Origin of the sequence: Legionella sp. PATHC035 (assembly GCF_026191115.1) — a bacterium.
GTDB lineage: Bacteria > Pseudomonadota > Gammaproteobacteria > Legionellales > Legionellaceae > Legionella.
On the sequence record NZ_JAPHOT010000001.1, the window covers coordinates 2,370,005 to 2,381,965 of the forward strand.

Genomic DNA, 11,961 nt, shown 5'->3' on the forward strand with positions numbered 1-11,961 from the left:
TTTAAATATGGGATGAAGGCTGCGGTGCGCTATCCTCTCCAAGTTTTATACCAGTCAATATTTTTTGAAATATATCAAAATTTTTGCTTTGTGAACGGGTATCAATGATTGGAAACATGATGTGGTGGAAAAACGAGGCTCTTTTTTCAATTTCCTCAGCATAAATTTCAGCGATGAGTTCGGGTTCATTTTTAAATTCGCCGCAACCCCAGGCGCCAAACATTGCATAAGGTTGGTTGGCAATAATCAAGGTGTCTAGTTGTGCTGCAATGCGTCGTCGTAAATCATCCCGGTGTTCTTTGACGACTTCTGGCGCCTTTGAATGGGATTCAGCAAAGTGTTCTGGTGCTGCAGATCTTAATTCACGGAAGGGAAAAATATTAGTTGGCACGAGAAATGAAAAGCTCATATCCGGATCAGCAACCTTATTGGTTGAAAAATCATCCATTGATGGTGTAATCAATACTTCCGGGCCTCGAAAACAAATTCTCGGTTCATCGCTAAGGAATGTTTTACATGCGTTCGGTGAATAGGCTTCGTTACAACGTTTCTTTAAAATTTCGAGTTCTTCATTGGTCATTCTCCTTCGGCCTTCTACCAATTCCACGCCTTCAGGAGTATAAAGAAATGCATTCTCGTAATCTTTATCATATCGGACTATTTTATCAATTAATGAAAGTGCGCATGTGGTTCGATGCCACATGTTTTCTTCCTGGGCACTTCCACCTTCCAATGACCCTCCTCCAGGATAGAGGGAATTGGCCATATTTAATATGGAATAAATTTTTGCATACTTTTGGGTAGCTTCCATCGCCGTAACACCCCAATCTTGGTATACGACCTCAACCACGGGAGGAGGCTCGGATCTTTTCTTCTCCCAGGAAATCATATTTGCCGTTGCTCTCTTTGTTAATTCCTGTAATTTTTTAAAATCACTGATTGAAGTTAACGTTTTGCCCATGCTTTCATGACGCCAAAGCTCACCAGAGAGAGAACCTTTGAATAAATTGGGTTTATGGGCTTCATGAACACTAAAAATGGCAGCATATTCTACCGCATGACTGACGCTGGGAGATTTTCCTCTAAAAAACTTTAGTAGCATAATGCACAAACCCTTATTTTTTTCATTCAATATGCCTCGTTATGGAACGCTCTGAATCAATATCTTAAAATAAATGCATCAAACAAACAGGCAACAAAAGTGTTAATAAAGACTACTGGAAAGAACCTTATATCCCTCCCTTTCTATCAATTAGAGTTGAAAACCTCTAATTCTATGCGTAGACGAATTCATCTGGCTATATATTGATAATAGTGTATATGATTTGGAATTCAAGAACAGCACGCAGGTCTGCATGTGTTGACCGATTTCAGACACAGAATTCATTCATCGGACTCGCTCTACTGATTTATTCTTAAGAGAATAACCAGAAACAAGCTTGAATTAGAAAATTGTCAGTATTTAGTTGAATTTATATTCCTTAAGCCGCAAATAAGTTATATTAAGAGAATCATAGAACAAGGAGCGTTTATATGATGAAAAAATTAATAACACATTGGATTGGGTTCATTCTATTTTCTTTTTCAATTCAAGCTATTGCCAAAGATACGATCACCGTTCAAGTAAAAACAGATGAAAAAACAGCTGCTGCTTTAGGATTTACTGTGGAGGGTAAAAAATCCGGTGCTCGCGGAAAGTCCTATTCAGGCAAGGGACCTGCGAATAAGGTATATATTTTTGGCTATCGAAAAAATTCAGCATTTGGTCCAGATATTTTATGTGGTTCCCAAAAGCTCGCTAAAGACAGTATTGTGACTTTAGTAACTACAGGAGATCATTGCTCCATTGAAATCGATTAGGGGCTGCTGACCATTCTTCGACACTCGGGTTATGCAGGATGATTGTAGTGTCTTTATGAATTTGCGAACATGAGGCCCGCATCCTCAATCATCTGCTCATATATCAAAACCAAAACCGAGCCTTGATGAATTTCCAAGATAATATCAGCGCGTCGTGTTCGATTGAAACACGAAGTTTTTCCTGGAAAAGAAAGTTGCGAATGATTCAGCTCCCATTGAAGCCCCTTTGAAGAAATAGTTGCTGTGGGTATTCCGATTAATGAAATTTTTGTATGCATGGGTAATGAGCACCCCATACTTGAATTTTCATTTAAAACAAAGCCGCGTATCGGGGGCGCATACAAAAGACAATTTGTTTCCATGAAAATATTAATATTATTCAATACATGATCCAAATGCCCGCCATTGATTCCGACAATAATCGCAGGTAATAAATCATTCTCTTTCAAATAATGCATCGCCTTTTGATAATCACTAGAATTTTGATCGGCTGAATGAAGATAAGGATGGTTTTCTAAGAGCGCTGGTCGGACAGAATCCAGATCCCCAGTGATCAAGTGCGGGCTAATTCCACGCGCTAATAGACTATTGGCTGCCCCATCCGCTGCGATAATGGGCAGGTTCAGCCTTTTGAAAAAGGACGACTCAGGTAATTCTCCATTGAGGCATAAAATCGATTGATAGCCTGTTAAATTAATTACATCGTGCATCATAATGTCTTTTTAAAAGAATAAGCAGCAAACTGACAATTAAGCCTACGACGTTAGAACTGATCACAAAAAAGGAATCCGTGCTGCTTCCATAAATAATCCACGCTACAGAACAGACGAGGTAATTAATCAACATGATCATCGAAAGATCCTGAGTTGATCGTGTTTTTAAGGATTTGATAATTTGCGGCAATAAGCCGATAAACGAAGTAATAAAAGCAATAACACCTGAGAACATCACTATTGACACATTTTCCTCCGCTCAGACGAATGAGATCAGGTTCCAAGGGTTGGTTCATCCTCTCAGCCATAACTGGCACCCCTAATGTACGAACAATATTTTACCATGAAGGGTAAATGCAGAAAAGTAAATCCTCTCAATGCTTCATTACTTGACCATTTTATTTGCTACAACATCATTTCGCTTTCATTTAAATCAGAAAAATTTATTCAAATACAATCTAATTACTTTTAATTAAAAACGACATCTAAATAACCCAAAGAACCATAAAAAATACTAAACGTTAAGATTTTGTTAAGGTTGAGGTTCTAAAATATAGTTTATAAATTGATCAGTTAGAGGATTCATTTTATGGGTAAGGTTATTGTTATTCATGCGAATTGTCATAATCCAACCGCAAAAGGTGATTTTGCATTCGCCGGTAATATTGCTAAGGATATTGTCCGCGAGCTCGGGAAAAAGGGAGTAACGGATATTGATGTCGTTTTAGTCAGTACGCTTGATGGAATTCCTCGATTTAAAAGTATGTACGGGAATCCAGTCAATGGTCGTATCTCAATAGAGGGTACTGATGTTGGACTGTCTTCCTTGGAAGAGTTTGATGCGGTTGAAAATACAGTGGTAGCCTTTATCGATGCCAATCGGTGTAAGCATTCAGCTGCTCATCTTGTGAAACGAGTTCTCTCTCCTGACAGCAAATTCTTATTTGTAGGAAACGTAAACCAAGCGGCCTTTGCAGACATGTTTATGCAAACATTATACCGTATGCAAGCCAAGCAGGATCAACCTGAGGTCTATGACTCATTTAGTGATAAGGATATGTTGATTGGCAGTGCAGGTATTGGCCAAGATCGATTAGGTTTACCTACCATTACTAAAGCAGAGGATTTACCGGCATTAAATGGTCCTGAGAAAGCGTCTCTTCCGACGGGTAAATATGGTTTTATGTATCTTGCCGCAGTAGATTCTTCTAAAGATTATAAATTAATCGCACAATACATTAAGTTAAGTGGTCAAGATAAATATGTTCTAGTCGGGGATTTTGGCAGTAAAAAATCGGATATCCAATATGCATATTATCATGATACGACATTGCCTACTTCCAAGTCACTGCCAGCAATCGAATACCATCAAAGCTTACCCAATGGAGTAATGCGCCAAACAGTTGCTCGTTCATCAGGCGATTTGGTTTTGTCAACGGGGGTTACCAGTACTTTGGAAGCGATGAGGGATAAAAAGCTGACCTATTATCAGGATATGTCAAACAATACCGAATTCGTTGCCGCTTATTTAATTGCTGTGAAATCAATGGTTGCAAGTGATACCACTTTATTTGGCGCCATGCCAAAGATGATTATCGAATTATCAAATCTGCTTTTTGCAAACAAGCCACTCAGTCGGGTTGATATGGAGCGTACCCATGAGTTGTTAGAAATCTCTTCTATCAGCTCCAGATTGGTGGACACGAACCAGACGATTATGGATCAAGCCAGTGGAAAACTCGCACCAAGACTGCTTACTTTTTTGGGTGAGTCACGTAAGACACACGATTCAGTTCAACTCGCCAATATCTGTGCTTCATTACGTAAAAGAGGTGAATTGGGTAGTCCAGTGCATGATCAGGCCCTCAGAAGAGCTGCAACTTGGGGGCGATTATTTGAACTTAAGGTGCTCATCAAATCAATGCCGAAACCGGATTTGGATAAAACAGACTCTAATTATCAACGCACAGCACTGCATTGGGCCGTTTATAGCAAAAATTTGGATTGCGCGCGCGCATTAGTGAGAGCTGGAGCATCTCTAGATCTTCAGGATAGCGAGGGGCAAACGCCGCTTCATAAGGCCGTGGTACGGGGTGATCGAGAAATGATCAAAATGCTTATAGAGGCAGGTGCTTCCCTAGATATTCCTGATAAGTCGCACCATAGCCCTAAAGATTGTGCCCCAGATGGTGGTGTCCTGGCATTTATTAATGATTGTCATTCTCACCTACAACTCAAAGCCTAAAACATCTAAATAAGCCATAAAAATGGGTTTTCACCTCAAGGTTGGGGAGCTTAAAAGTCCCCAATCCTTCTTCGTACTGACGCAGTTTTGTCCTTGTTTAACAGAATCACCAGGTTAAACTTTGTGCAAAAAGTCAACTTTTTTCATCTGTTCAAAAGGCTTTCTTTTTTGCATAATGGACTGCGATGTCAGTTTGGTTAAAATTTTTTCTTTCTAAATTGACATTAGAGTTGATTATTGATCCTTAAAGACATGTTCCTTGAGGATGTTTTTCAGATAAGGAATAAAAATGAAAAAAATTGTTTTGTTAATCATGGGATGGACTTTAATGGGTTTGGCAGTAGCTGCAAACAACCCCAAAGAAGAGGTTCGGCATATTGTGACGCTCAATGGTCTGGCTCAAGGCGAGGGACGGTTTATTCGCACTGATGTTATTGAGAATGGTAAATATAAATTTGGCTATTATTTTTGCGGTACCCGCCATAGCATAGTTTATGGAGATATCGTTTTTGCTGACGAAGTGGGTGAGTCCTATCGTGTAGAACGCTCCATTAAGTTTTCCATTTGCCAGGATGAAACGTTAACGGATTGCCATGAATTTGCTACGGACCAGTTTACTATTTTTAAGAATAAAGACGGTTATTTGGAAACCGATAGTCGGCCTGTTTTACCTCTAAGTATTGCCTCAGTAAAAGATGCATTTAAAGCCTGTGAGCCTAATCCAGAAGAAGATAATCGGATGAAAAAAATAATTCATGCGGGCAGTAATTATCTGATTCGCCAGGGCTGATTTTGTAGCCTGGGTATAGCGGTGCGTATTTCACGGCGCCAAGAAATGTTTAGTTAAAAAAATCCCTCCTCCCGCTTGTGGCTGAGGGGGTATTCATCGACTCCACCCTCATCCGCCCTAGCGGGCACCTTCTCCCCGTGGGGAGAAGGGACATTTCTTGAATTAATGGCAGTGACGCAAGATATTTTCCATTAAAAAATCCCCTCTCCCACTTTTGGGAGAGGGTTAGGGGTGAGGGTTATTCATCGACTTACCCCTCATCCGCCCTAATGGGTACCTGCTCTGCATGCGGAGAAGGGAAAGACAGATAAAATCTTGATTCCAGATTTTTTTGCGAATTTAGAGCAAAAGTATCGAGATTTTACTATAATGCCCACTATTTTTTTTACAAAATGAATATTATGTCGCAACCAAAGACCTCGATTTTATTTATTGGCTTACTGTCCGCTTTTTCTTTACTTACATTTGATCTCTATCAACCTTCGCTACCCTATATCACAAATTTTTTTGGTACCACACATAACTTAAGTCAATTAACCTTAAGTATTTATCTGTTTGTTTTTGGGGTGACTCAATTAGTTTGGGGGCCGCTTATTGATCATTTTGGACGGCGTCGTTTATTGCCGGGGAGCTTACTCATTGCCGCTCTTGCCAGTTTAATCTGTGCCTTTGCTCCAAATATCTTTGTGCTCATTCTAGGCAGGGCATTACAGGGATTTGCTCTGTGTTGTGCTAATCTGGTTGCATTTTCAATCTCGCGCGACTTTGAAGATACTGTAGAGCGCGCCAAGGTCTTATCCTATGTCTCTATGATTGTTTCAATATCTCCGATTCTGGCTCCGGTATTGGGTTCGCTCATTTTTACTTATTGCAGTTGGCAAGCGAATTTCATGTTAATGGCCGTGATCGGTTTAGTACTGTTACTGAAATCGCGCCATGGATTATTGGAATCGCCATTTTGGACTCAGCCCAAAGAGCCTTTTAATGTGAAACAAGTGATCAAAGCGTATCAAGAGATCATTCCATCGCCTACACTTTGGAGTGGTTCTTTCATTATGATGTTTAGTTTTGCCGCCGTAATGCTTTCAGTGATTAATTCGTCCTATATTATAATCGATCAATTGGGTTATTCACCTTTAGTGTACGGTATTCTATTTATAATCAATGGCTTAAATATTATTGTTGGAAATTACTTAGGTATTTGGCTGCGTAAGTATTTCAGCATGGCTTCGACAATTTATCTTGGTAGCTGGTTTATCATCAGTGGCGGTTTTGCGATGTTATTGTGCGCCAATCTCTCTGAATTTAATTTATACGTATTGTCTTTTGCTTTAATTTGTAATTTGGGCATTAGTTTAACTGCACCGGCTACGATGTCGATGATGCTTGCAGACTATAAGGAAAATGCAGGTCTTGCACTGGCCATAATTCATACGGTACGGATGTTTGGCTCATCCCTATTAACTATTTTAAGTGCCTATTTACTGATGCAATCACTCATTGCCTTGCCTTTAGGATTAATTTTTTGTGGATTAGGTGCTCTTTACAGTTCTTGGTATTTTAACCGTTTGACGACGAGTGATTCTGAATTTGATGGGGCAGAAGCAGCTTAGCATGTTTATTTTTTGATCATAGTACTGCTTGTTATAAACAATCAGTCAATATAGAATCAAAAATTTATTGATGAGTTTGGTGATCTTATGATGCTACGATTTAGTTTGCTTCGTACTAATAAAGCGGTTACGAATCAGAAATATAATTTTTTTCATAGTAATTCTTTTGACAAAGTCAAAAAAAATGTTCCTTTAAGAGTCATTGACCTTAATTTTTTCAAGGATACTACGTTTAGAGGACAACCAATTGGGCAAAATTTTGTAAGCGATGTTCTCAAAGAATCTGGGGTTTCTGTTGGATTTAGAGAGGTATCGGCAGAAGAGTTAGGTAGTAAGCCTGCACAAACTCTGTTAGGGTTATTATGGGATGAAGATTTGGCATTAGGTAAAAAGAAAAAAATAACGAAACAAAAATTTCTTGAGCATTTCCCGGATGATGCTACGAAAAAAACAAAAGCCATGATACCAGGGTTTCATTTTTCTGATTTTGTATCCCCCCAAATGCATGACGTATTAGTGGTTGACTATAACAACATCCCTAATGAGTCGCAAACCACACCGGTGAATGAAACAAAGGCATTATCCTTGCAACCTTCAGGAAGAATAATAAGTGCAGTTCCTGCTTGGGCCATTATCATGAAATTAGCCAAAGATGCAGTGAGAGTGCGCGCTGATGTGAATCCTTTTTATGTAGACCGAGCCATTTTATCACCCCAGCTCAAAGCGGACCTCGATAATTTAGCCGCAGAATTTTATAAAGTATGTCAGGTGGTGAAAGAGGATGTAGATCATCCAGATGTGCATCAATATCGCAAAAATTTTCACAAGTTTTATGAGAGCTATGCGATTGAGGCAAAATCTGGACAAAATCAGCTGGATGCTATTCGAAATGAAATAGAGCAATCAACAGAGAGTCACCGGATGTCTCCCGTGCTATAAACAGCATAAAGTTTCTCGATCATGCTTTGCTTCAATTTTATGTGTCTGAGCAGAAGCGAGACTTATCTGCATATGATAATGCTTCTCATGGATTAGAGTCTGTGTATAAAGTCTTCTCTATAAATTTTTCTTGGCAATTTATAGGGAAGACTTTTGCTTCGGTTTAAGGTGTGGTGACTGTGGTATCTGGGGTATCCTCTATTCCCATACCATACTGTTCTAAATTTTCCTTTATAGCTTGTATTTGCTTGCTTCCCAGCTTTGCTTCAATCGCATAGTTCTCATAAAATTTATGCAGGCTCTTGCGATACTCCCGAACGTCTGGATGATCAATCTCATCTCGAACGACCCGACATGCTTTATAAAACTCTTCAGTCAAATTATCAAAGTCCTCTTGGAGCTGGGGTGATAAAATGGCTCGGTCTACATACAAAGGATTCAAGTCAACATTGAATGTGAATCCATCTCGGGTTATTTTCATGAGAATCGCCCATGCTGGCACGTTGCTTATCGTTCTTTCATACTCATTCGTATATACAGCGGGCTCACCTTGTGGGGAGTAAGATGGAGTGGTATCCGATTGCTCTGCTAATGGGGAAAATTGTTGATCCTCGGGGATGTTGGTGTAATCAACAACGACCACTGTTTTAGTGGATGGTAATAAAAAGCTGGAGAATTTAAATCCCACGAAGATACTGTCGGAAACCGATATCCCATGAACTTTTGCCGTATCTGATGCATGGTCAGCAAGGTTTGCTTTGGTTTGTACTAGGTCTCTGGTTCCATCAGATTTATAAGCCACGATCTCTTTTTTTCCTACCATTCCTAACATGGCTCTTGATTCTTTTTTCATTAATTCACTTAAGGACATACCTCTAAACCCGAGCTTGAATCCCGATTCATTCCATACGGCAGAAAGAAAATCTTTGCCAATAGGTTTTCCTCTGAACGTAGTATCTGTAAAAAATTTAAGGTTTGAAATAATTAATGGCACTCCTTGGAGGTGGTTATCATACATAGGAGCAGCAGCAGCATTTTTTGCAGTAAATATGCTTCTGGTTTGTTGTTGGGATTGTATCATACGTGTTGTCTGAGATGTTTTGGTGGTTATCCCCTTTGCTTCATATAAAAATCTCATCATTAACCTCCTGAGGAATTTAAAAATTATGCATCTAAGATGCTTTAATTATAGTTTATTTGTTCATAGTTTGATTGGTTTGCTGGGGTTTAGTGTGTAAATTTACTTAAAATCTGGATTGAGACTCTGATCTTGGGTTAGAAAATTTGGCAAAATGGACAAACAGGGCGTACACTTAATTTATTTGAAGTTTTATTATTGGTCATCTGGCTGGCTTTATTAGCAAAAGCACGAATCATGGAGGATTTAAATGAGCATATGGCGAACTGTTGCACTAGGCGTTTCATGTCTCCTCTTATTAAATCAGACGATTGCTCAAAATACGCAGTTCAATACGACAATCAACAATAATATCACCAACAATATCACTAATTTTGCTCAGTTAGTGCAAGCTGTTGAGAGTGGGCAAGATGTCCGCGCAATCATCCATTTTGATAATTGCCAGGTCACAGGCCCTGCACTCCCGACTCAATTAAGAAGACAGCTAGACGGCGCGAGCACTCGATTTAATTTTACTAACTTTTTCCATGGCCAAGAGACTGTTAATAACGAGTTAATTGATACGGTGACCACGTCCATGAAGTTTTTTATCCAGAACCCTTCAGGAGAGTTCTTAACCTTATCAGGTCGCTTAAGTGTTTTTGAAGATAATACCGCAACGTTACATGTGAATTTTTTTGATCCCATTTTGCATAAGCAACGATTAGTAGTCGATTGGCTTTGCAATATCAGTAATGGCGATGACAATAATGGTTTGGTATTGTTTAATTTTTCATAGGGAAGTGCGCTACAGAAAAAAACAAACTATGGGCTCTTGAAAATAAGAGCCCTGGTTTTTCATGTTTCATTTTTAGAATTAGCAACCTATCTATGATATCCTTTTGTTTTAACAATCAGTTGTCGTATGCGATGAAAACAAACGTTTTTTGGGGTATTTTTTTCTTATTAATAAACCTTGGAGCTATTGCTGCACCTCATTTTGTGCCAGCTCAACCCTCAACAACAGCTCGTTATGAAATCAATGGGCCTGCTTTATGTGCTACGGCTAAAGAAACCTTGGCTTATTTAAACAAAGGTACTCGTTATGATCCTCGAGTGATTCATGAAGGAAAGGCTTTTAAAGTCCCGCTTGCCCGAATCAAAGCTACGCTGATGTTTATTTGCCAGCATCAACGCGAATTGAATAATCCTGCTTTTGTTAAAGAACACTTCGATTTTATTCGATGGTATCCCGATCTTGAGCAAGCCAAGTCACTGAGTGCGCAAAAACCGCTTGTTGCTCATTTACCCAAAGATAAAATTTTAATGACTAAGTATTACGTTCATCGTGCTCAGGCATCAAGCAAGCGCAGTGCAGCTTTTCCTTTTGCTCTTTATGGTCTTCCTCAGGATGAGGCGTTACTGACTCTAGAAGAAGCAGATGCTAAGCCTGGACTCATACGTTTTCAATATGGAAAGCAGGCTATCCTAAAAGGGGCCTTAGCGAATAAGAACGTCCCTGCACTGGGTTACTTGAGTCGAGAAGACCTTGAAGCGGCTCTAATGCAGGGTACTGTGGTTGCTGATTTTGGTAAGAACCAGACAAAGACCTTTAATGTTCATCGTTGCAACAATATTGCCTACGACAAAACCCAAAACCCTTATCAGCAAGAGCGCTATTGGTATTTTAAACAGGTGGCAGGCATCAAAGGTTATGGAAAGGATGCCGATCATAAAATCACGGTGAATACGGAGGTGACTTTTGCAGCGGATCTTGAGCAGTTTGGTTTGGGTAAATTATTAATGGTGCAATATCCTACTCGGACAGGTAATCTGGTGACGCGCGCAGGTATTTTTGCGGACACAGGTGGCGCTTTCGAAAATAACGAGTATCAAGTTGATTTTTTAGCGGGTAGCTATGCAGGAAGAGGCGCTTTCGCTCAGGCAACTCGGCACTTACCCGATTATGTGGCCGCTTATTTTATGGTATTAAAAGAATAATATGAAAATTTTCTTATTTTGCTCATTCTTTATAAGCTCTATGGTTCATGCTTTTTCTTGCAATGATTCGCAAGAAATCCATCAAGCACCAATTCAATTTGATCAACAACGTATTGCCTTAACACGCCAGTATCAATTAACTCATTATGGAATTGACTCAAAATCCATTGAAATTGAACCGAGAATGATTGTTTTGCATTGGACGTGTATTCCGACGTTGGCAGCCACTCTTCGTGTATTTAATCCACCCACATTCCCTAAAAATTCGCCACGAATCAAGGAGCTACCTGGAGACTTGAACGTATCAACCCATTTTGTAGTGGATCGGGATGGAAGTATTTATCAACTCATGCCGGAGCATTGGATGGCACGACATGTCATAGGATTGAATCATTATGCAATTGGCATTGAAAATGTAGGTGGAATTGACAGTAAAGATGATCTAACCGACGCACAAACCAAAGCAAATGCTTTTTTGGTGTGTTATCTCAAAAAGAAATATCCAAAAATAAACTATGTTATCGGACATAATGACTATTTAAATTTTAAAAAAACCTCTCTTTGGCTCGAACAGGATCCAAATTATCAGACCGATAAAGATGATCCTGGTCCCGATTTTCTCAATCGGGTGATGAAGTTGGTTCACAATAGCTGAATTTTTAAATATGAAAAATGCAAGAAAA

The 11,961-nt window shown here is 39.4% G+C and carries 12 protein-coding genes and 1 riboswitch; of the genes, 8 read left to right on the forward strand and 4 right to left on the reverse strand.

Translation table 11 applies throughout. From position 1 onward, the window contains the following. Window position 1: 1 nt before the first annotated feature. A complete protein-coding gene (locus tag OQJ13_RS10415; RefSeq protein WP_265710784.1) occupies window positions 2-1,102 on the reverse strand; it encodes a poly(ADP-ribose) glycohydrolase domain-containing protein in 1,101 nt (366 codons plus the stop codon). Window positions 1,103-1,533: 431 nt separating this feature from the next. Here OQJ13_RS10415 and OQJ13_RS10420 point away from each other — a divergent pair, with 431 nt between their 5' ends. Continuing rightward, the gene (locus OQJ13_RS10420; RefSeq protein WP_265710785.1) at window positions 1,534-1,860 is read left to right on the forward strand and encodes a hypothetical protein; all 327 of its coding nucleotides are present in this window, start codon (window positions 1,534-1,536) and stop codon (window positions 1,858-1,860) included. 53 nt (window positions 1,861-1,913) lie between these two features. Here the strand turns inward: OQJ13_RS10420 and OQJ13_RS10425 are convergent, their stop codons facing one another. Next, window positions 1,914-2,570 carry a thiamine diphosphokinase gene (locus tag OQJ13_RS10425; protein WP_265711926.1) on the reverse strand — a complete coding sequence of 219 codons (657 nt, stop codon included), beginning with the start codon at window positions 2,568-2,570 and terminating at the stop codon, window positions 1,914-1,916. Next, window positions 2,554-2,820 (reverse strand): SemiSWEET family sugar transporter, encoded by a 267-nt coding sequence (locus OQJ13_RS10430; protein WP_265710786.1) that lies wholly within the window; start codon window positions 2,818-2,820, stop codon window positions 2,554-2,556. The genes OQJ13_RS10425 and OQJ13_RS10430 overlap by 17 nt, the downstream gene beginning before the upstream one ends. Then, window positions 2,807-2,904: riboswitch (TPP riboswitch) on the reverse strand. (Overlaps the previous gene by 14 nt.) Window positions 2,905-3,162: 258 nt before the next feature. On the opposite strand from OQJ13_RS10430, the gene ankY reads away from it, so the two are divergent. The 4 genes from ankY to OQJ13_RS10450 all read left to right on the forward strand — a co-directional run bounded on the left by ankY (window position 3,163) and on the right by OQJ13_RS10450 (window position 8,160). Continuing rightward, window positions 3,163-4,818, forward strand: coding sequence for a Dot/Icm T4SS effector AnkY/LegA9 (gene ankY, locus OQJ13_RS10435; protein WP_265710787.1), 1,656 nt, complete (start codon window positions 3,163-3,165; stop codon window positions 4,816-4,818). Between the two features lie 289 nt (window positions 4,819-5,107). Beyond that, on the forward strand, window positions 5,108-5,608 hold the full coding sequence (locus OQJ13_RS10440) for a hypothetical protein (protein WP_265710788.1): 501 nt from the start codon (window positions 5,108-5,110) through the stop codon (window positions 5,606-5,608). Window positions 5,609-6,009: 401 nt separating this feature from the next. Beyond that, a complete protein-coding gene (locus OQJ13_RS10445) occupies window positions 6,010-7,221 on the forward strand; it encodes a multidrug effflux MFS transporter (protein ID WP_265710789.1) in 1,212 nt (403 codons plus the stop codon). An 87-nt stretch (window positions 7,222-7,308) separates the two neighbouring features. Further along, window positions 7,309-8,160, forward strand: a complete 852-nt coding sequence (locus OQJ13_RS10450) for a hypothetical protein (protein ID WP_265710790.1) — start codon at window positions 7,309-7,311, stop codon at window positions 8,158-8,160. A gap of 163 nt (window positions 8,161-8,323) precedes the next feature. Here OQJ13_RS10450 and OQJ13_RS10455 read toward each other — a convergent pair whose 3' ends face one another. Beyond that, window positions 8,324-9,301 (reverse strand): hypothetical protein, encoded by a 978-nt coding sequence (locus OQJ13_RS10455; protein WP_265710791.1) that lies wholly within the window; start codon window positions 9,299-9,301, stop codon window positions 8,324-8,326. 247 nt (window positions 9,302-9,548) lie between these two features. Between OQJ13_RS10455 and OQJ13_RS10460 the strand changes: the two genes are divergently transcribed. The 3 genes from OQJ13_RS10460 to OQJ13_RS10470 all read left to right on the forward strand — a co-directional run bounded on the left by OQJ13_RS10460 (window position 9,549) and on the right by OQJ13_RS10470 (window position 11,933). Then, window positions 9,549-10,076, forward strand: a complete 528-nt coding sequence (locus OQJ13_RS10460; protein ID WP_265710792.1) for a hypothetical protein — start codon at window positions 9,549-9,551, stop codon at window positions 10,074-10,076. Window positions 10,077-10,207: 131 nt separating this feature from the next. Further along, complete coding sequence (locus tag OQJ13_RS10465) at window positions 10,208-11,278, forward strand: hypothetical protein (protein WP_265710793.1); 1,071 nt, start codon at window positions 10,208-10,210, stop codon at window positions 11,276-11,278. A 1-nt stretch (window position 11,279) separates the two neighbouring features. Further along, window positions 11,280-11,933 carry an N-acetylmuramoyl-L-alanine amidase gene (locus tag OQJ13_RS10470; RefSeq protein WP_265710794.1) on the forward strand — a complete coding sequence of 218 codons (654 nt, stop codon included), beginning with the start codon at window positions 11,280-11,282 and terminating at the stop codon, window positions 11,931-11,933. Window positions 11,934-11,961 lie beyond the last annotated feature (28 nt).

Bases quoted from the DNA above. Each gene is read 5' to 3' on its own strand.
- OQJ13_RS10415 (WP_265710784.1), bottom strand. From the start codon at position 1,102: ATGCTACTAAAGTTTTTTAGAGGAAAATCTCCCAGCGTCAGTCATGCG.
- OQJ13_RS10420 (WP_265710785.1), top strand. From the start codon at position 1,534: ATGATGAAAAAATTAATAACACATTGGATTGGGTTCATTCTATTTTCT.
- OQJ13_RS10425 (WP_265711926.1), bottom strand. From the start codon at position 2,570: ATGCACGATGTAATTAATTTAACAGGCTATCAATCGATTTTATGCCTC.
- ankY (WP_265710787.1), top strand. From the start codon at position 3,163: ATGGGTAAGGTTATTGTTATTCATGCGAATTGTCATAATCCAACCGCA.
- OQJ13_RS10440 (WP_265710788.1), top strand. From the start codon at position 5,108: ATGAAAAAAATTGTTTTGTTAATCATGGGATGGACTTTAATGGGTTTG.
- OQJ13_RS10445 (WP_265710789.1), top strand. From the start codon at position 6,010: ATGTCGCAACCAAAGACCTCGATTTTATTTATTGGCTTACTGTCCGCT.
- OQJ13_RS10450 (WP_265710790.1), top strand. From the start codon at position 7,309: ATGATGCTACGATTTAGTTTGCTTCGTACTAATAAAGCGGTTACGAAT.
- OQJ13_RS10455 (WP_265710791.1), bottom strand. From the start codon at position 9,301: ATGATGAGATTTTTATATGAAGCAAAGGGGATAACCACCAAAACATCT.
- OQJ13_RS10460 (WP_265710792.1), top strand. From the start codon at position 9,549: ATGAGCATATGGCGAACTGTTGCACTAGGCGTTTCATGTCTCCTCTTA.
- OQJ13_RS10465 (WP_265710793.1), top strand. From the start codon at position 10,208: ATGAAAACAAACGTTTTTTGGGGTATTTTTTTCTTATTAATAAACCTT.
- OQJ13_RS10470 (WP_265710794.1), top strand. From the start codon at position 11,280: ATGAAAATTTTCTTATTTTGCTCATTCTTTATAAGCTCTATGGTTCAT.